Below are 20,482 nucleotides of genomic sequence, written 5' to 3'. Positions count from 1 at the left end.
TCTGTGGAGATACAGACCCTGGTTGAGGTTATCCGAAGCTTGTAAGTATCCTTGGCCTGTGTCTTCACAGGATTTTTGGGGATGAGATATGAGAGGTCTGTGAGGACACAGACCTTGGTTGAGGAGACACAGCCCTTGGTTGAGAGATGGGATGTGAAATGTCTGTGGAGATACAGATCTTGGTTGAGAAATTTTTGAAAACGCTTACTAGTATCCAGTGCTCGGCGTTAATTGAATAACACTGAGCACTGGTGAAATTTTTAGTATAGCTCTCTTCTATACCATATTGTTGTATCGTATTTGATGAAATTAGTTTTAAGTATAACTGTTATTAATTCTTCTTTGTCAATTCTATTCCAAACAATGTTTTCTATATCTCTGTTGTTTCTTCTTTGAAATCTGGATTGAATGAATTCTTCTATTTTTCCCTTGTTTAGTTCTTTATAGTAGAAGAAGCTGTTTATGATGCTTACTGTTTGAGATAAAGCGAATCTATCTTCTTGACTTTTATCTGATAATTCATTGATAAGCTTTACCAAATATGTGTTTAATTCTGAGTTTCTCAAAATAAATAGTGCGTTGGAAGAGTTTATTGCAATTTGACTAATAGATTTGTCAATTTCGATATCTCTAAGCTGTACTAGGCAGCGATTGTAATTATTACGACCTCCGTTATATTCTTCCTCTAAGGGAATAATTTCTTCCCATATTTTTTCTTTTATTAGAGACCATCTTAAATCAAGTCTTCTTTGTTCAGGAATAAGCTTTATTGTATCTACTTGAAAATTTTCAGTTATAATATTGTCAATAATTTTGTCTGATTGTTGATTACACAATAAATAGTCAATATGTTCTGTATTTGAGTCTTCATTTTCAAAAATAGTATTCAATAAGGATAATGCTGATGTATTGGATGATTTTACTTCTTTGATTAAAGAATCTGCGGAAGAATAGGATGCACAATCAATTGACCAAAAGTGATTCAATTCCTTTAATTCATTGACACTTATAACTTCTCGGTTGGTGTTTTTTTCAATCAATACAAATTTTACCTTTGATAATGCTCTCTCAAAAGTATTGAAATCTTCAATCTTTACATCTCTGTTATTTGAGTATCTTATGTTTCTAATAAAAGAATTAAGCATCCAGTTAGCTTCATTAGCTGCCCAAGTAATAGAAAATCCTATATTTCTTAGATTTTGAAGTTCTCCTGAAATATGTTCAAGATATAATTGATATATTGAAAAGAGAAGGGATTCTCGCTCGGGTGTTAGTTCTATATTAGACCTTGCAACATTCGTCTTAGGGGCATTTTTTCCTGATGTATTTACTAGAGCATATAGATTTCTTCCTCTGAAACCAGGAGTATTGAAGTCAACACGTATTCCTTCTATACAGGTTCCTATTGGATGCAAATTATGTCTTTCAGTATTTGTATATTCCAAAAAGTCCCACTCTTTCCAGTGTTCAATATATCTTAATGCAAATGCTAGTGTAACTCCATCTTTTTCTATTTCCTTTACTCTTATGTGCTTTTCATCTACATTGAAACCATTTTCTTTTAGATGTGATTTTAGTATATCTCCAGGGCTTTCGTAGCCAATAGATATGATTTTATCGCTAACTTCTAATGATAATTTGCATTTTGGTATGAGTATCCACTTTTTTATTTCTTCTTCTATATTCGAAAGATCTACATCTGCTCTTACATGTAATTTAATTTCAGTTCCATGTTTCTTAAGTTCATCGGGTATTTTGTCTGGTGATAGGTACTTTAATAGGTATTTGCCATGTATTTTTTTTATCTTTAAGAGAATAGCTTTGTCTGAATCGCATGATTTGGTTAAGATATCTATATCATCAGCTATTAAAAAGCAAGTCAATAGCCCTATTCCAAATCTACTTATAGCAGAGAAATTTGGGTACTTTTTTTTAAATGATTCATCTTGGTATCTTGAAGAGCCAACCTTAAGTAAGTGATTCTGAATAATGTCTAATGTCATTCCCGTTCCATTATCGAGAAAGGACAATTCTCTTGTGTTTTCCTGCCACTTTATTTTTATTTCTGGTAAATATTCATATTCACGCTTATTTAAATCTAGTTCATGTCTCTTAAGCTTAGATGCATCAATCCCATTTTGAATTAACTCTCTTAATACTACTGTTGAATCATTATAAAGAGTATGTCCAACTAGAAGGTCAAGAATCTTAGTTTGATCCAGCACAAATTCAAATTGCCTTTTTTCAAAGTCTTTAGTTTCTATATTTGAGTCGTCTATATTTCTCCAAGGATAATCGTATTGATTTCCGAAAGACTTGTTGGCTGCTTCGTTATACTTATAGTTGTCCTTTAATTGTTTGTTAGCGTAGTTAATATATGACACTAAGCCAAAAAATCCCTTTTCTTCTTGGAATAGAGCAATTATTTCTAGTGTATCTTTTGGTATTGAATTGTCTAAGATACCTTCACTATTTTTCTTTACTTGTGGCCTTATCGCTTTTATAGCTTTTTGTTTTGCCCACTCCTCTTGACTTATTGGATCCGTCGGATTTATTAGATTGTATTCTATCGAAGGAGTTCGATCTGAAGTTATGTGTAATAAATCCGCAGTTCTAAGAATAAGAGCAGAATAGTGTAAATTTACTACTTCATCACTTGTAGGCCCATACTGCTGATTAGGTTTGTATTTATCAAAATCATCTAGGTCTGATAGGTGGTGACTTTCGCAAATAAGCGCTAAATCTCTTCTAAACATATAGTCTATATTAGAAATCAATTTTTTTATTTCTGATACAACTTGTGTATTATTCTGGAAGTTAGGATCAAATTCATCAAGTATCCAATATTTGATTCTTTCAGCATGGGTTTTTCTAACAAACTCTTGATAAATGAATCTATCTTGACGTTCAGGTCCATCAAGAGATATGATCTTATCTTTATAATCTAAGCCATAGTTCCCATCAATTATAGATTGTTTGAATGAGGTAAATGAAGATTTCTTTCTCTCTTTAAATTCTTCCTTGGTAACAAGCATACCCAGATCATGAAAATAGATAGAAAGAGTTATCATTAGCCAATTTGCTGATGTTAGTTTTTCCTGAGTTTCTAAGGGAATTATCCATTCAAGAGAATCCAGCATAAAGTCAATATGACTTATATCATGTTTGGTATACTCATCGAAGATTCCATTCTTCCCAATTTGTCCGAGTATTAGAGATATCTGTTTCTTTACGTGTAGTAGCTTTAATCCACTAAATGAGCTTAAATTTTCTGCTTTTTCGGCCAATCTTTCAGCTTTACTTGTTAATAGTACTTCATTCATAATTATGTTATGTGGTAGGTGTTACTAAAATTTTTAAGGGTTTTCATCAATTTATTTTGTAAGTATCTGTTCAGTACGATTCGGCCGAACCTATCCCATAAAGATACCATTCCTAAACTCTACTCATACCACTATACGAAACTTTTAGTAGACGACCATTTAAGCTCTTCAAAACGTGTGGGTTTTACATATCAATCTCAATGAATCAATAATGACGATGTGGTAGTAGATGTTCGAATCAGGTTAGAATTTTATTTTGCTATTGCTGAGCAGTTTTTTTGAGAGCTTTCACGCCACTACATTTGTCAATCTCCGTAACCCTACTCAATCACCAACAAATAAGCAGCCTGCACGCCCACTTCCTCACTGGTTTTTACAGGAATTAAAATACTTCCATCTTTTTGTTTTAAGGCCTTTTTGCTTTCTGCCAGCGTTATTTTAGCGTTTTTAGGAATGGTCAATCCTTCTGGTTTCAGGCTTGTTGGAAGCTTTTCTCCGGCTTCAGCAAGGTAGAATGCGTAAGTTGTATTGCCTTTTTTGGTATAAGCCCATTTGCCCTGGCGGTAAGGAGCAAGAGGTTTGGTTTCATAAATACCTACGCTGTTTGTCTTCATCCATTTACCAATTTCCTCCAATCGGGTATAGGCTTCCTGATGCCATTCGCCGTCAGGACCGGGTGCTACGTTCAGTAAGAGGTTGCCGCCTTTGGCTACGATATCCACTAATGTGTGAATCAGCTTTTCTGTCGATTTGAAATTCTCTTTCGGGATATATGACCATGAATCTCCCATGGTAATGCACGATTCCCATGGAATAGACATGTAGTGATCCGGGATTTGCTGCTCGGGCGTTACGTAGTTTTCAAATTCTCCGGTTACAGTACGGTCAACTACCAGTAAGCCAGGCTGGTGAGAACGAGCCATTTTTGCAATTTTGGCCATATCAATATCCTGCTCGTAAGGAATAGATTTCTGCCAGCTGATCTTCGGGTCAATGGTATTGAAGGGACGAACCCAGCCACCATCCAGCCAGAGAATGTCTACCGAACCGTAATCTGTCATGAGCTCCTCGATCTGGTTGTAGGTAAAGGTTTTAAACTTCTCCCAGATCTCCGGTTTTTTCTTTGGATCGTAAGTCGAGTTACGGTCTTTTGGCGGGAAGTAGGGCCACCAGTAAGAATCTACATTCCAGTCTGGTTTGGAGAAATACGTTCCGGTCATAAAACCTTCTTTACGGAATGCGGAGAGAATTTCTTTGGTAATGTTGCTCTTCGGGTTGGATCCGAAAGGTGTATTGGTGATTTTGTAATCGGTATGTTTGGAGTCAAACATCGCGAAACCATCGTGGTGTTTGGTTGTAAACACAAGGTATTTCATTCCTGCATTTTTGGCAGCTGTGGCCCATTTTTCAGGATTGAATTTTACCGGATTGAATTCTTTGGCGATACCCTCATACGCTTTTTTGTATTCATACCAGTTATGGGAGTGAGGGCCTTTGCGCTCGCACCAGCCTTCATCTTCCGGGCAGAGCGACCACGATTCCACAATACCCCATTGACTATATGTTCCCCAGTGCATCATCAGCCCGAATTTTACATCCTGCCATTTGGCCAGTTTTTGCTGTACGAGCGGATCTGTTGGAACTACATACTTGGAATGATCCTGCTCGGAATGTTGCTGAGCAGTGGCCGTCAGACTGGAGAGAAGAGTGAAAAGTAAAAGAGAATAGATTTTCATTTTGTTAGCTTTGAACTGTAAGCAGTTAGCTTTGGTAATTGGTTAATTATAGAGGTTAATTCTTCGACAGCTTAGGAGACCATGTCACGTTGAGCCTGCCCAAACGTTTGTAAAGAATTGTTTTTCAATGGAATATTTTACCACAGAGTTTACAGAGTGAAGGCGCGGAGTTACACAGAGTTTTACTGATGAATCTCCGCGAAACTCTGTGTTTAACTTTTCCGTATAGAACGTGCTAAAAACTGATCGCTTACGGCTAACAGCTTATGAGAAATAGCTCTTAGCATCATACACTTTTCCTTTTCCGCCTTTTTCAGTTACGGTGTAGTTAAAGCCTTTTTGTACTGAATACGCACCCACTTCGCCTTGTTTGTTAATAGCAATAAAACCTACCTGAAACTCTTTGGCACGCTTGGGATCACGTTTCACAATGCGTTCAATTGCTTTTTTGCAGGCTTCGGCTGGTGAGGCACCATTGCGCATAAACTCCACAACGAGGTGCGTCCCACATACACGGATCACCTCTTCACCCTGTCCGGATGAGGTAGCAGCGCCTACTTCATTATCGACATATAATCCGGCACCGATAATAGGAGAGTCACCTACACGTCCGCGGAGCTTAAAGCCCATGCCGCTGGTTGTACACATGCCCGATAAATTGCCACTTGCATCCAGAGCAATTGTCCCCATAGTGTCATGGTTAAATGAACCATCATCAAAACGGTTGGGAGCGAAAGGCCCGTTTCCCTTTTCTTGCGGATGCGATTGCTGGTGTTCTATATTGATGACAGGTTTGTATTCCGCCTTGATCAGCCATTCTTTGTAAGCCTTGGCTGCATCGGGAGATAATTCACCGGATTCCAGCGGGAAGCCGTTGGCCAATGCAAATTGCTGCGCACCTGCACCTGCCAGAAAAACGTGTGGAGTCGTTTCCATCAGTTTACGGGCAACTGATATCGGGTGTTTAATTTTTTCAAGAAATGCTACTGAACCGCAATTGAACTTGTCGTCCATAATACTGGCATCCAGTGTCACAAATCCATCGCGATCGGGATTGCCTCCTAAGCCAATACAACAACTTATATCTTTTTCTACGGCAATGGCTGCCTGTTCCACGGCATCAAGGGCACGACCGCCTTTTTCAAGAACTGGCCAAGCGGCTCCATTGGAAATCTGGCCACTATCCCAGGTTGATACTACAATCGGTTTTTTTTGAGCAGGTTTGCCAAGGAGTTTTCCCACTTGCAGCAAGGGTAATGCCAAAGCTGAAAGTCGGAGAAACGAGCGGCGCCCGGAAGAGTTATTAGACATCAGGTCAATTGTTTAGTACTTAATATGTTCCGGTAGCAATATCTTCTCTCCGAAACAGAAGGACAATTTATTAAAAATATTTAAAAAGTAACCGAGGTTTCAATTTTCTATTAAAAAATTCTGCTGTAATGTTGACAAGTGGCGTCATTTGCCAACTGGCGGACGGTATGTTCCGAATGGAATTTTGAGAAGATTCTTAATGGCAGTATTTTCCTCTGGGTTAGGATGCGTGTCAAGTCCGTAAACGATGTCTTTTTGAGGAAGCACCCTGTATGTGCCCAATATCCGATCCCATATCGAAAAGATATTCCCGTAGTTCGAGTCTGTGTACGGTTGTACATAATGATGGTGAATATGATGCATATTGGGCGTTACGATAATCAGACTGAGGATACTGTTGAGTTGCCGTGGCAGGACGATATTCGCATGATTGAATTGAGAGAGTACCACTGATAGGGACTGATACAGAAATACCAGCCACATGGGAGCACCCGCAATGAGAATGGCCATCAACGTGAATATAAAACGACAGAGGCTTTCACCGGGATGGTGTCTGTTGGCGGTTGTAGTGTCTACTTGCTGGTCGGCATGATGGATAATATGAAATTGCCAAAGCCATTTGGTTTTATGCTGCGTCCAGTGAGCGAGCCAGGCACCCACCAGGTCCAATAGTAACAAACCAATAAGTGCATAGAGCCAGGTTGGCAAAGCCGGGAGCCATTGCAGTATGCCAAAGCTATTTTGACTGCAGAAATCACTACAACGTACCAGCAGAAATGCCAGAGGGACATTCACTAAAATAGTAGTGAAGGTGAAAAAAATATTTACTCCGGCATGTTTCCATTTATTGTACCCAAAACGAAAGAGCGGCCATGCGCCTTCTATCAACCAGAAAAATAGAATCCCGCCAACAAGGATGGCACTTCTATGCGAAGAAGGAATTTGCCCGAAATAGTTGATGATGAAGTCCATGACAGATGTAGGTCTGGTCTTTTTTTTGTACAATAATAATAAAATTTTAAATTAAAATGATTTGCCTGAAGAGCTATCTACGACAGACTACAGCAGATGTTACCCGGAGCTCGTTTACATAACCGTTTGATAAGAAGATGAGCTATATAGATAGAAAGATGCAGATGTAATGACTTTTATACCTTTGACAGGTACGAAGTGTACAGGTAAATTCCATATTTTTGGCGGAGGTCACCATGAATATTTGCCAGAGGAGTGGTTATTGCTCTTCTGATATACACTGTAACTAGATTATATGACAAGGAAAAAAGCGAGCGTAGATGTTGCCATCAATGCATATGGGAAACCCTATCAGACTGCAATCACGCTTTTCACACTATTGAAGCATTCGGGAGAATGGATCGACAAGATTTACTTTATTGAAGAAAAAAAACAACCTGAACCGCCTAATTATCAGTTTATTCTGGATGAGCTCGGTGATAAGGTAGTTTATTACAGGCCCAATTTTTGGTTTTGGGTAAACAAAGTCTACGGCTTTTTTCAATATTTCAGGCAGTATCGGTATTCAGTTCGGTATCAGTATGCCTGGGAAAAGACAGATAAAGATTACCTCTTGGTTCTTCACAATGACGTCTACTTTACAGGAGATCTGGTAGGTCAGTATCTGGATCAGATCAACGGGCATACTGCAATCGGGAAAATAGGACAATGCTGGAATTGTCCGGCTCATACCGCAAAATTGTGTGACGGTGATACATACACCAAATACAAGCCGGATTATGAAGAATTGATGAAGCTTTCTGCTGAGTTTCCCGGCTCCAGAAGTCATCTGTACGAGTCTGTGATGGAGAAAGACAAGCCATGGCCGTTACCGGAGTGCAGAGTAAATGAATATGTGGCGATGATTAATATTGCCAAAGCACGCCCTGCAACCGTTCCCGTTGGAAAAGCGGCTCCATTTGGAACACTCAATAAGCTTGATATTGGCGTGGAATGGTTCTCCCAACTCAACAATGTAGGGCATACTTTTGCCAATTTTAACTACGATCCTTTTGCAATTCACAGCTGGATCAGCCTGAAAAATGCAGGTCATGATGCGATGTTTAATCAGGATCTTTATCAGTATGAAGAGTCAGTAGCACGCAAGGTATTGGAGGATGAATTTGGTATTGTTGCCCCATAGTTTACCCAAAAGGTTAGATCTGAACAGAAGATTTTTATGGTGCTTGAAATCAGTCAGTTAAGTCAATATTATGGCTCACATCAGGTCCTGGATATTCCTTCGTGGGAAATTGAATATGGCATTTATTGGATTCAGGGAGAGAACGGAGCCGGAAAATCGACGTTGTTCAGAACGCTTTCGGGAATGCTGCCGTATTCAGGAAAAGTAATGCTGAATGGAAATTATGATCTGAAAAAGCAGTCGGTGGAGTACCTGTTACGGTTGAACATTGGCGAAGCAGAACCTGTCTATCCATCTTTTCTTACGCCTCATGATTTGCTTTCGTTTGTTGCAGAGGCTAAAAATAGCCCTGCCGGACAAGTGGGTATACTTACAGAGGCACTAGGCATCCATTATCTCAAACAACCTTTCGGGAGTTGTTCCAGCGGCATGGTAAAAAAAGTGTCGCTGGCATTGGCATTTTTGGGGAATCCGTCAGTAATCATTCTGGATGAGCCGCTGATCACCATCGACAAAGACGCGCGAGCCGCTTTGTTTGAAGTTGTGAAAACATACTACGCCAATGGAGTGACTTTCCTGTTATCGTCCCACCAGACTTTCGAACAGGAAGGATTGTCTATATCGGGAGCGTATGCACTTCGGAATAAAACACTCAGTGCGATTTCTGTCATATGAAAACCTTGCTGAAAAGTACCGTATCTGAATTTTTCCGCCAGCGTTCGGGGATGTTTTTCGTGATCATTGCTGTTTTATTCGGTTTTCTCAGTGGACGTGAGCACTATACATTTGCTGTTTTCTTCCTGACAGACCGTTTCGGTATGCTATATCTTTCCGTGATCTGGTTGATTTATACATTGTTCTGCGGGCATTTTTTATTAAATCTATGGCGACAGCCAGAATATCATTTCGTCTATAATGCCCGTTTGTGGGGCACAGCCCGACGTTTATTAAGGTTTTCATGGATTGGAGTGGGTTTTCTTCAGCCCTTGCTTTTTTATGGAATCTATATGTTTTGCATTGGCTATCAGGATAACTTGTTAGGACATTATTGGCCGGTTCCTGTTTATTTCACAATACTTTGTTTGTTGCTTTCAGGTGTGGCATCATGGCGTGTGCATCATCCCGATCTGATTGCAGATAATCAAAAGAATACAAAATTTGCAAAGTTCCCGAGGCCTGCGAACTGGCTCTGGTGGTCGGTGGAGTGGCTTTTCCGTGAAAAGGGTGTAACGCTTCTGTTATGTAAAGCAGGTGCTGCAGTCGTTTTTATGTGTACACTTCTTTACTACGGAACGGATGATTATGATCTCCGACTTCCGGCAATAGGCTTGTCACTTGGCTATTTACTGAACATCGGATTGTCTTTTGAAATATTTCAATGGGATAATGTGATCTGGATGTGGGGGCGCTCGTTACCGCTTGCTGTATCAAAGCGTTTTTTTAGAATTGTGGCTATACACGCACTGATCATCCTGCCTGAAACGCTCATTTGTTTTCGTTACGAGATAATTTCATTTATTGAAATCGTACAATTGTATACGCTCGGACTGTCGCTGTTACTTCTATTTCATACCCGTTTGTACAAAAAAAGCGGGCTGATGGAAGACTCCATGCAGCCCGTTCTGATTGGTTTTGTTATCCTTACCTTACTGATCATGTATAAGATACCTGTGGTTGCCATCGCATTCTCAGCGATTTTTTTGGCAGGATATCAGTTTTACAGATTTTATTCAGGACAGAAAACAATCAACTACTCCTGAATTTTAAACCTATTTCGCAGGTGTAGTAGGGCGTACCTCAATTTTACTTGGAAGTGTACGCGCCGGCATTTTAATCAGATCAGAAACAATCTGTCCGATATCTTCCGGTTGTATTTTCCATGCGTCTTTTTCAGAAGGCTGGTGATTACTGAATTCAGTTGCCACAGAACCAGGCATAATTGTAGTCACCTTAATACCGTGATTTCTTACGTCCATCATCATGGCCTGGGAAAAACCCACGAGTCCGAATTTACTGGCATTGTACGCAGTTCCATTGGCGAAAAAGTTGGTTCCTGCCAGACTCGCAATGTTGATAAAGTAGCCTTCAGTTGCTTTTAAAGCTTCCAAAGATGCTTTTGCCGAGAAGAAAACGCCAGTCAGGTTAATGTCAATCGTTTCATTCCACTGCTCTGTAGTAAGTTCACCGATCGGAGCAAAATGACCTACGCCGGCATTCGCGATTACATAATTGAGCTGTCCCCATTTTTCAATAACGGCTGCAACGGCGGCTTCCTGGGATTCGAGATTACGTACATCCGATTCAATACCGATTGCAAATCCTTCTTTGATTTTGTTGAGTGATGCAGCCGCTTCATCGGCACTTTTTTGTGATCGGCTTGTAACCGCAACTCTGATTCCATCCTGAATGAGCGCAGCCGCCACACCATATCCAATTCCTTTTGAGCCTCCCGTAATAAGGGCTGTTTTGATTGATTCTGCCATTTGTATACTATTTTCAGCCCTGACGGGTTATGTTGAATGATGTGGAAGAAACAATAACCTTGCCGTGATGGTTTAGACGTATTCGTAAAATTTGATAAAATTGAAGGCTTTGCTGCTTTTTTTGCCTGTCTGTTTTCTATAACCTATTTTTGCGATTCGAAACAAATCCTGATGTGAGCATTGCGGTTGACGGAATGCTTTATTGAAATTAAATATCACAAAATCCACCTAATGAAATTAGTAGAAAATAAAGTCGCCCTGGTAACGGGAGCATCACGTGGTATCGGTCGCGCTATAGCGTTACGATTGGCACAGGAAGGCGCAAACGTAGCTTTTACATATTTGTCGAGTGTAGAAAAAGGAGAGGCGCTTGCCAGTGAATTGGAACAATATGGTATCAAGGCAAAAGGCTATCGTTCTGATGCATCCGATTTCCAGGCTGCCGATCAGCTTGTAACTGATGTTGTTGCCGACTTTGGTAAACTTGATATTCTGATCAATAATGCAGGTGTAACGCGCGATGGTTTGCTGATGCGTATGAGTGAAGAAAACTGGGATACAGTGATCAACATTAACCTGAAATCTGTATTTAACCTGACAAAGGCCGCTACTAAAATTATGATGCGTGCCAAAACTGGTTCTATCATCAATATTACTTCTGTAGTGGGTATCAGAGGAAATGCAGGACAGGCAAACTACGCTGCTTCAAAAGCGGGTATTATTGGTTTCACGAAATCGGTAGCACTGGAGTTGGGGTCACGTAATATACGTTCCAATGCTGTAGCTCCGGGTTTTATTGAAACGGAAATGACCGACGCGATTGACGGAAAAGCAACAGAAGATTGGAAACAGTCGATTCCTATGAAACGTGGAGGGCAGCCTGAAGAAGTGGCAGATGCCTGCGTTTTCCTTGCCTCCGACCTTTCAAGATACATTACAGGCCAGGTGCTTCAGGTGGATGGCGGTATGCTTACCTAGTATATTCCGGATACAAAACGGCAACCAATGTGCATAGATCAGTAAAAAGTAAACCTTTTTACTGTATCTTGCTATGCTGACCATCACCATCTGGCACAACGACCGTTCCCAATATGCGTTCTGAACTCCTTTTTCAAACTCCCTACTGGTTTATCGTATTTTGTCTGATGGCAGGCGTGGCTTATGCCTGGTTGCTCTACCAGCCGGTAGCTTCCTGGAGTCGCAATCTTAATTATGCGCTCGCTTCTTTGCGGGGTATTGCCGTTTCCTGTATCTGTTTTTTGCTACTGAGTCCGCTTGTGCGCAAGACGGAAAATACGATTGATAAGGCCAAGGTTGTCTTTGCAATAGACAATTCTGAGTCGGTGAAAAAATATGGAGATTCACTTCTTACTGCAATCCGGTCGGCAGCTGCAGAATTGGCCGGGTCCGGATTTGAAGTTAGTTTTCAAACATTTGATGCTTCATTAAGTAATGCCGATTCTGTTCGGTTTGATAAGAATAAAACAGACCTTTCCGGATTACTTCAGACTGTTAAAAGTAATTTCGAGGGAAGGAATCTGACTGATGTACTTTTACTGTCTGACGGTATAGCCAATCAGGGAGTGTCCCCGGCTTTCGGTCAATACCCATTTCGTGTGAATACACTGGCGGTCGGCGATACCGTTCCCGATCTTGACTTGCGGGTAAAAGATGTAATCGCCAACAGAGTGGCATATCTGGAAAATGACTTCCCGATCAGGGCAGAGCTTGTAGCAAACGGACTGGCAGGCAAGACAACCACCATTGCGCTCAAACACAACGGGAAGGTGATCGAAACACAACGAGTTACGATTGACCGTGAGTCGTTTTATAAAGCCTACGATTTCAAAACAAGTTCTGCACAGAAAGGTGTGCAGCATTACACCATTGAACTGGGAAATGTTGCAGGAGAAGCCAGTACCCGCAATAATAAAAGGGATATTTATATTGATATTATTGACGGACGGCAGAATATATTGTTGCTCGCTCTGGCACCACATCCGGATATCAAGGCACTACGCAGCCTCATTACTGCCAATGATAATTACGAGCTGGATGTTCAGATTCTGACCATCAATCCCAATATGCCGGCAACAACCAAGCCGTATGATCTTGTCATTCTGCACCAGATCCCTAATGTGCTGAGCTTAGGTAATGCGCAGGTCAGAAAATATATTGATTCCAAAACGCCTGTGTGGTATATTCTTGGTAATCAGTCGGCAGTTCCCTTACTCAATACTGCAACCCGTTCTTTAAATATCAATTCAGGAAACGGACAGTCTGATAAAGTTACAGCCAGATTTAATCCGGCTTTTCAAATGCTTAATCTGGATGCCGAAAGTTTGAAGCTGTTGGAAAGGTTGCCTCCTTTATCTGTTCCTTTTGGAGAATACAATGTTGCTTCGGGCACTGAATCTATCCTGTTTCAAAAAGTAGGAAGTCTGAATACCAATAAACCGTTGCTTGTACTGAATACAGCCGGTGAACAAAAAACGGCGATTCTGGCAGGAGAAGGTATATGGCAGTGGCGACAGGAAGAATATGCGCTGACGAGTAAGCAGGATGTTGTCGATAATCTTTTTCAAAAACTGATACAGATTCTTTCTGTGCGTGAGGATAAGAGGAAATTCAGGGTTTATCCCGTTCGTCAGGAATTCGAGGCAGGAGAAAGTGTAATGTTTCAAACAGAAATATATAATGATATTTACGAGCAGATCTATGGTCAGGAAGTAAAGCTGGTATTGACGAATGAAAAAGGTGTTGCCCGGGATTACAGTTATATCCATACTGCCGACAATCCAAGATTCAGTATTAGTGGTTTGGGTGAGGGTGTGTATCGGTACCAGGCTTCCGCTACATTGAAAGGAGTACAGGAAAAAGTGACGGGTCAGCTGGTGGTGAGGAACGTGGATATTGAGATGAATAACACCACTGCTGATTTTGGTTTACTAAGAGAATTGGCGTCTAATAGTGGAGGCGAATTTGTTGCTCCGGCAAATCTTACGTCCTTTGTAGAACGACTCAAAAAGGAAAAACCGGCTGATCGGCTTGACAGCACAGAAGAAATGGTGGAATTAATTCACTTAAAATGGCTGTTCTTCTTTTTGATTATTTTATTGGGAATTGAGTGGGGATTACGAAAGTATCATGGTGGATATTAAAAATGAGAAGTGTGTTATTGGTGGTTACAAACAAAAATCTAAAAAGAGAAATTACCGGAAAGTAAGCTGTGTTCTGTACTTTCTGATTCTTGCGATTTCTTTCTCAACGCGCGCGCAGACAGACAGTCTTCATGTGGATTCAGTGGAGGTGAAGCGCCCTAATTACGCCATGCTTCGCGGTATCTTTGCAGGCCAGTCGGCACTGTATCTCGGAAGTATCTACGGTCTTTCAAAATCCTGGTATAAAAATCCGCTTACAAAATTTACAATCCAGGACGATTCCCATGAATGGCTCCAAATGGACAAAATGGGGCATGTTTACACATCCTATCAAATCGCACGTCACACTGCTGCTCTGTATAAACAAACAGGTATTTCAAAAAAACAAATGCTAATTTATGGTGCCATATCAGGCGTAATTTTTCAGACACCTATTGAAATATTGGATGGGTTTTCTCCTGATTATGGATTTTCGCCGGGCGATATGTTGGCTAACCTGACTGGCTCTATGCTCTTTTTGGGACAGGTGGCTGTTTGGGATGAAATCAGAATACAACCTAAGTTTTCATTTCATTTTACGCATCTTGCTGCTGTGAGACCAGAACTCCTTGGCTCGAAAAATACCGAACGCTGGCTTAAAGATTACAATGGACAGACCTACTGGTTATCAAGTAGTCCGCGCAGTTTTTTCAAAGATAGCGGATGGCCTGCGTGGCTATGTTTCTCAGTAGGTTACGGGATCAACGATATGGTGTCGGCAGAGCGCTACAAGAGTGTGGAAATGGGATATACACCTTACCGTGAATATTATTTGTCGATAGATATTGATCTTACAAAAATTAAGACAAAAAGTAAATTGCTGAAAACTATTGGCTTTATGGCCAATTCTATAAAAATTCCGGCGCCCGCATTACAATTCAGTAAAAAAGGCGTGAATTTTAAACCTTTCTATTTTTAGATTAAGGATTTAAGAAGACGGGTTAATACTAAACATGCCTACATGCCAAATGATAAAAGCTAAATAATTATGAATATAGGAGATAAAGTAAGATTGGTTCATGGTAAGGAAGAGGGTGTTATCTATGCTTTTTTACCTGGCAATGTTGTGGAGGTTGAAATTGAGGACGGTTTTCGTATTCCGGTACTAAGAAATGAAATTGTTACCATTTCACCTGTAGAGGCCCAGCGACTGGTGAAGCCGATTGAGGAGCAACATATTCAAAAACAGAGTGAGAAGATCATTCCCCGCAATTTGCCCTTTGCCGAAAAGGGGATTTATCTCGCTTTCGCGGCAGTAAACGACAGATCGGTAACCGTTCATTTGATTAATAATACGGATTGGATACTTCCTTTTACGGCCACTTCACTTGATCAACAGGTATATGCAAGCCTTGCCGCCGGTACCTTGCAGCCAAGAACTGCACAGAAACTCTCTGAGCTACTGATGAAGGATTTTGAAGAGTGGCCTACTTTTGAATTCAGAGTTTTATATTTCCGAGAAGGTAAACATACATTGCCGTTGCCATTGCACAGGAAGTTGAAATGTCGCGCGCAATCGTTTTATAAAAGTAAAGGAAAAGCGCCTGTACTGGGACGTGAAGCATTTGTATATCAGCTCGATGAAGAGAATCTGAAGAAAGAGGATGTTATCCCTAACGCTAATCTATCAGAGGCGCTGAAGAATAGTATGATGGGCGGCACTGATTCGGAAAAACCGGAGTTACCAAAACCTGAAAACGTGATTGACTTACATATAGAAAAGCTAAGACCGGATTTTGGCAAATTGGGGAAAGACAACATACTAAAAGTTCAGCTGGAAACGTTCGAAAGCTGCCTGGAGCGTGCCATTGCCAATGGAATGGATGATATTACTTTCATTCACGGAGCGGGTAACGGCGTTTTGCGAACAGAACTGCATCGCAGACTGAGCAAAAACCAGCACGTTCAGTTTTATAAAGATGCTCAAAAGGAAAAATTCGGATACGGTGCAACCCTCGTTAAAATTAAGTAGATTCATCAGCAAACCTTTAAAGGTGATGGTGTTGACAATCATTGTGTTAACGCAATGGGAATGTAAAACAACAACAAAAACCACCCCCAAGGCGCCTATGGAAGAATACCAATATTCTGATAAGGAATTACAGAACGAAAAGCATTTATCGGTACTGAATGTGCCGATAGAAATCCCGGTGGCTGAAATAGAAAATCAGTTAAATCAAAAATTAAAAGGTTTGATTTATGAGGACAATAGTTATGAGGACGATGGAAACGATAACCTTAAAGCGAAGGTCTGGAAAATCAATCCGATCAAAATGGTCGCTCTGGAATCATCTTTCCTTTTTGAAGTTCCTTTAAAGATTTGGGTAAGTGCAGGTTATAAGATCAGCCCGCTTGGAATGACCATGTCCGGCTATAAGGATACCGAGTTCTCCATTAAAATCAGACTTATTTCTAAAATCGCTTTTACGCCCGACTGGAAGGTGAAGTCGGAAACTTATGTGGACAGCTATGACTGGATTACAGAACCAAGTGTGAAGGTGGCTGGTATTAACATTCCGATCAAAAGTATGGTCAGCCGGATGCTGAACAAAAATTTTGAAAAGATTACGGACGCGATTGATGAGCAGGTGGCGGAAAACATCGAACTGAAAAGTAATGTGGAAGTTGCGTGGAATCTGGCACATCAGCCGGTAATGCTTGCGAAGGAATTTGATACCTGGCTGGTAATCAAGCCGACAGGGATAGTAATGACACCGCTGCTGGCCAAAAATGGTGTGTTGAAATCTGTAATAGGTATCAATGGTTATACTCAGACAATCACCTCTGCGGTGAAGCCATCCGTTCCGGTTTCACCCAAATTGCCCGACCTCAAAATAGTTGAGAATGTATCTGATAATTTTCGCGTAAGTCTGATCAGCCTTGTTTCTTATGAAGAGGCAGGAAGGCAGGCCACAAACCGTTTCAAGGGTGAGAAATTTTCATTTTTAGGCGGAAAGTATAGTGTTCAGGTTACTTCTGTAGAAATGTATGGTCAGAACGAAAAGCTTGTCATCAAAGCAGGGTTGTCGGGTAGTATGAATGGATTTATCTTTTTGAAAGGAGTTCCTCATTATGATCCCACAACGCAGCAGCTGTCGTTGAAAGGGCTTGACTATGACCTTGATACGCGTAATAGTATTTTGAAAACAGCCAATTGGCTTTTGCAAGGACAGTTCGCCAGAATGATGGAGAAGAAGATGGTGTTCCCGGTCGGAGAACAGATCGGTGATGCAAAAAAGACGATTCAGACTGCACTTGCTAATTACAAAGTTGTGGATGGGGTTGTTGTTAAGGGGACGCTTACCGATATAATTCCGGATAAAGTGTATCTGACACCCAAGCATATTTACTCAGTTGTTTTTGCGCAGGGGAAGGTTAATTTAAGGGTGGAAGGACTAAGGAGCTTTTAGGTTACATTTTTTGTTAAAAGTTAGCTTCTTGTCATATTTTTTTACGTTTTCTCCTTCATTACGTGCCACGGTAAGGAAAGTATTTCTTAGCTTTGTGGTCAAGCGAAGGAGTAAGCTGTTCTACCGCCGCGGTCTTGTACCGGGGAGGAAAGTCCGGGCAGCGAAGAGTGCCGTACTTCCTAACGGGAAGGCAGCAGGCCAGAAATGACCGGTTGACAGCAAGTGCCACAGAAACTTAAACCGCCTGGCATGTTTTTTATGTGACGGGTAAGGGTGAAAAGGTGGAGTAAGAGACCACCGCCTGACGGGCGACCGGCAGGGCACGGTAAACCTTACGGGCTGAAAGATCAAATAGGTGTTGATACGTGAGGCTACTCGTCTCCGCTTTCTCTGGAAAGCATCAGCACGGGTAGATCGTTAGAGGTTTCGGGTGACCGGAATCCTGGATAAATGGTAGAAGCTCTGATTAGCGAAAGTTAATAGGAGAACAGAACCCGGCTTACAGGCTTATTCTTATCGTTTGTATAACAAAAATTAAGTGAATATTTGAATCACATAACTGGTGTTTCCCATGAAGAAAAAGAATCTTTACGTTGCTTTAGTTAGTTTATTTCTTTCGAGTTTCGACGCCTCCGCTCAAAACCGTACCTATGATGGGCCAAACAAAATGAATACCTGGTCAATTACGGGTTATGGTGGTATTACCAAGTTCTTCGGTGATATCAAGACGTATGACTTCAGACTGGGCGAGAACGAAAAGCTAACAGGTGGCTGGGGTTTATCGATCAACAAACAGTTATCTCCGATCTTTGGTATCCAGCTAACCGGTTATAATGGTCAGTTGCAGGGATCTAAACCCAGACATTACAGCAGCATTACGGGCGACACTTACAGTGTTCACTTCAATAGCCCATCATTTGTTCAGGCAACCATCGACGGAACCGTGAACCTGAACCGTCTTTTGTTGGGATACAAAAAAATGAGAAGATGGAAAGTAGATGCTCACCTTGGGGCGGGTATCATGTACTACCACACTGATCTTACTGCTATCAACACAAACCCTAACAGCCCGTTCTTCAATACGGAGTGGAAAGTGTCTACCAATACAGACGGTAGCTCTAAAACTGCCGGAACATGGGATCGTAACGGTTCAACCTACACACGTGAATGGGTATACCCAACAGGTCTTGCTGTTCACTATGAATTGAGCCCACGTTTCGATCTTGGATTTGATCTTACATACAACTTTGTAAATACTGAAAAACTGGATGCAACAGTAGGTGACCTGAGTGACTATCGTACACAACAGGGAATCTGGACGTTCCAGAAAGGTGATTCTAAAAAGGATGGATGGGGAATTGCTTCAATCGCACTTACCTACAAACTTGGAAAGAACGCTGTAAGAGCTAAAGATGGTAAATACGATGCTTCAAGCGGACGTTACCACCTGCGTTGGACAAACCCACAATCTTTGATTCCTGTTCCTTACAATCCAACAATGGAAGATGCGGATTCAATTGCAAAAGCAAACATGCCGAAGCCTGTTGATCCACGTTTGTACACAGATACAGATGGTGATGGTGTAGCTGATTTGTTTGACAAAGAACCGAATACTCCACTGGGAAGTGTTGTTTCAGGAGGTGGTGTTGCGATGGATCTGGATAAAATCATCCGTGATGCAATCAAAAATAACCTGCCGAAAGATGAGTGCGAAGCGCTATTCAGCAACATCGAATTTGATACTGATAAAGCAATTATCCGTAACGCTTCAAAAGAGACATTGAGCAAAGTAGTTGAGTTGCTGAACATGCGTACAAACTGCCGTATCGTATTGGTAGGTCATACGGATGCCCGTGCTTCTGACAGCTATAACGTTGCACTTTCACGTCGTCGTGTAGATGCAGCCAAGAGATTCCTGATCCGTGCAGGTATTACAGAGCCAAGCCGTATTCTTGTAGAGTACTATGGTGAGTACCGCCCGGTAGCAGAAAATACAACTGTTGAAGGTTTGCAGTCTAACCGTCGTGTTGAGATCAAAATTCTTCCACAAAACACAATTCGTTCTTCTTACCCTGCTGGTTTCAGGAAATAAGGATTACGTTTAAGATAAATCAGAAGGGAAGTCAGGAAACTGATTTCCCTTTTTTTATGAAATTCATTGAGAATTAGACACTAATCCTAAACAATTATTCATACCTTTGCAGCCTTAATTAAGGGACGAGTTCCCGCAAAACAAATTCAATAATGGCAGTAAAAATTAGATTAGCGCGTCGTGGACGCAAAAAGAAAGCGATTTATGATATCGTAGTCGCAGATGCCAGAGCACCACGTGATGGTCGCTTCATCGAAAAACTGGGAAGTTACAACCCGGGAACAAACCCTGCTTCAATCGTTTTGGAAACAGGTAAAGCAGTTGACTGGTTGCTTAAAGGTGCTCAGCCAACAGACACAGCTCGTTCGATCATGCAACATGAAGGAGTTATGTTGAAAAAACACCTTCAGGTTGGTGTTATCAAAGGCGCTATCACTCAGGAAGTAGCTGATGCTCGCTTCGAAGAGTGGAAAGAATCAAAAACAGGACGTAAAGCTAATGCTGCTGATACGCTTTCTAAGCAAAAAGAATCGGACAAAAATGCTAAGCTTGATGCTGAGCGTAAAGTGAACGAGGCTCGTGCAGAAGCTATTGCTAAGAAAAATGCACCTGTAGTTGTAGAAGAAGAAGTTTCAGAAGAAGTTTCAGAAGAAGTAACTGAAGAGGTTGCTGACGAGGCTGCTGCACCTGCTGACGAAGCAGAAACAGCGGAATAATAAAGCTTTTTTCTAATGAATATGAGTCTGTCGGTTTTCCGCGCAGACTCATATTC

Annotated in this window: 15 protein-coding genes and 1 other RNA gene; 11 read left to right on the top strand and 5 right to left on the bottom strand. The window is 41.2% G+C overall.

Annotation, left to right across the window (positions count from 1 at the left end; translation table 11 throughout):
- Positions 1-260: 260 nt before the first annotated feature.
- From DSL64_RS14120 to DSL64_RS14105, 4 genes are all read right to left on the bottom strand, one after another.
- On the bottom strand, positions 261-3,323 hold the full coding sequence (locus DSL64_RS14120; RefSeq protein WP_115831556.1) for an HD domain-containing protein: 3,063 nt from the start codon (positions 3,321-3,323) through the stop codon (positions 261-263).
- A 320-nt stretch (positions 3,324-3,643) separates the two neighbouring features.
- Positions 3,644-5,059 carry an alpha-L-fucosidase gene (locus tag DSL64_RS14115; RefSeq protein ID WP_115831555.1) on the bottom strand — a complete coding sequence of 472 codons (1,416 nt, stop codon included), beginning with the start codon at positions 5,057-5,059 and terminating at the stop codon, positions 3,644-3,646.
- Positions 5,060-5,323: 264 nt separating this feature from the next.
- Entirely contained in the window at positions 5,324-6,370 is a 1,047-nt protein-coding gene (locus DSL64_RS14110) for a glycosylasparaginase (protein WP_115831554.1), read from the bottom strand.
- A gap of 144 nt (positions 6,371-6,514) precedes the next feature.
- Positions 6,515-7,342: a sterol desaturase family protein gene (locus DSL64_RS14105; protein WP_115831553.1), complete on the bottom strand. Its 828-nt coding sequence runs from the start codon at positions 7,340-7,342 to the stop codon at positions 6,515-6,517.
- Positions 7,343-7,637: 295 nt separating this feature from the next.
- Here DSL64_RS14105 and DSL64_RS14100 point away from each other — a divergent pair, with 295 nt between their 5' ends.
- Genes DSL64_RS14100 through DSL64_RS14090 form a run of 3 tightly spaced genes read left to right on the top strand, consistent with a single transcriptional unit; the run spans position 7,638 to position 10,285 of the window.
- Positions 7,638-8,525, top strand: coding sequence for a hypothetical protein (locus tag DSL64_RS14100; RefSeq protein WP_115831552.1), 888 nt, complete (start codon positions 7,638-7,640; stop codon positions 8,523-8,525).
- A 36-nt stretch (positions 8,526-8,561) separates the two neighbouring features.
- A complete protein-coding gene (locus tag DSL64_RS14095) occupies positions 8,562-9,200 on the top strand; it encodes an ABC transporter ATP-binding protein (protein ID WP_115831551.1) in 639 nt (212 codons plus the stop codon).
- Positions 9,197-10,285 (top strand): hypothetical protein, encoded by a 1,089-nt coding sequence (locus DSL64_RS14090; protein ID WP_115831550.1) that lies wholly within the window; start codon positions 9,197-9,199, stop codon positions 10,283-10,285. Before DSL64_RS14095 ends, DSL64_RS14090 begins: the two co-directional genes overlap by 4 nt.
- 9 nt (positions 10,286-10,294) lie before the next feature.
- Here DSL64_RS14090 and DSL64_RS14085 read toward each other — a convergent pair whose 3' ends face one another.
- Positions 10,295-11,008 carry an SDR family oxidoreductase gene (locus DSL64_RS14085; RefSeq protein WP_115831549.1) on the bottom strand — a complete coding sequence of 238 codons (714 nt, stop codon included), beginning with the start codon at positions 11,006-11,008 and terminating at the stop codon, positions 10,295-10,297.
- Between the two features lie 231 nt (positions 11,009-11,239).
- On the opposite strand from DSL64_RS14085, the gene fabG reads away from it, so the two are divergent.
- The 8 genes from fabG (at position 11,240) to DSL64_RS14045 (ending at position 20,426) form a co-directional block, all read left to right on the top strand.
- Positions 11,240-11,986 carry a 3-oxoacyl-[acyl-carrier-protein] reductase gene (fabG, locus tag DSL64_RS14080; protein WP_115831548.1) on the top strand — a complete coding sequence of 249 codons (747 nt, stop codon included), beginning with the start codon at positions 11,240-11,242 and terminating at the stop codon, positions 11,984-11,986.
- Positions 11,987-12,099: 113 nt separating this feature from the next.
- The gene (locus DSL64_RS14075) at positions 12,100-14,169 is read left to right on the top strand and encodes a VWA domain-containing protein (RefSeq protein ID WP_115831547.1); all 2,070 of its coding nucleotides are present in this window, start codon (positions 12,100-12,102) and stop codon (positions 14,167-14,169) included.
- On the top strand, positions 14,156-15,127 hold the full coding sequence (locus DSL64_RS14070) for a DUF2279 domain-containing protein (protein WP_115831546.1): 972 nt from the start codon (positions 14,156-14,158) through the stop codon (positions 15,125-15,127). Before DSL64_RS14075 ends, DSL64_RS14070 begins: the two co-directional genes overlap by 14 nt.
- A gap of 69 nt (positions 15,128-15,196) precedes the next feature.
- Positions 15,197-16,180 carry a Smr/MutS family protein gene (locus tag DSL64_RS14065; RefSeq protein ID WP_115831545.1) on the top strand — a complete coding sequence of 328 codons (984 nt, stop codon included), beginning with the start codon at positions 15,197-15,199 and terminating at the stop codon, positions 16,178-16,180.
- Between the two features lie 97 nt (positions 16,181-16,277).
- On the top strand, positions 16,278-17,618 hold the full coding sequence (locus DSL64_RS14060) for a DUF4403 family protein (protein ID WP_115831628.1): 1,341 nt from the start codon (positions 16,278-16,280) through the stop codon (positions 17,616-17,618).
- 107 nt (positions 17,619-17,725) lie between these two features.
- Positions 17,726-18,136, top strand: an RNA gene (gene rnpB, locus DSL64_RS14055) — RNase P RNA component class A.
- 53 nt (positions 18,137-18,189) lie between these two features.
- Positions 18,190-19,710: an OmpA family protein gene (locus tag DSL64_RS14050; protein ID WP_115831544.1), complete on the top strand. Its 1,521-nt coding sequence runs from the start codon at positions 18,190-18,192 to the stop codon at positions 19,708-19,710.
- Between the two features lie 152 nt (positions 19,711-19,862).
- Complete coding sequence (locus tag DSL64_RS14045; protein ID WP_115831543.1) at positions 19,863-20,426, top strand: 30S ribosomal protein S16; 564 nt, start codon at positions 19,863-19,865, stop codon at positions 20,424-20,426.
- The last annotated feature ends 56 nt before the right edge of the window (positions 20,427-20,482 follow it).

The sequence above is a fragment of the Dyadobacter luteus genome, from assembly GCF_003383615.1.
In the GTDB taxonomy this organism is placed as follows: Bacteria; Bacteroidota; Bacteroidia; order Cytophagales; family Spirosomataceae; genus Dyadobacter; species Dyadobacter luteus.
This window is presented reverse-complemented; position numbering and strand designations above follow the sequence as displayed.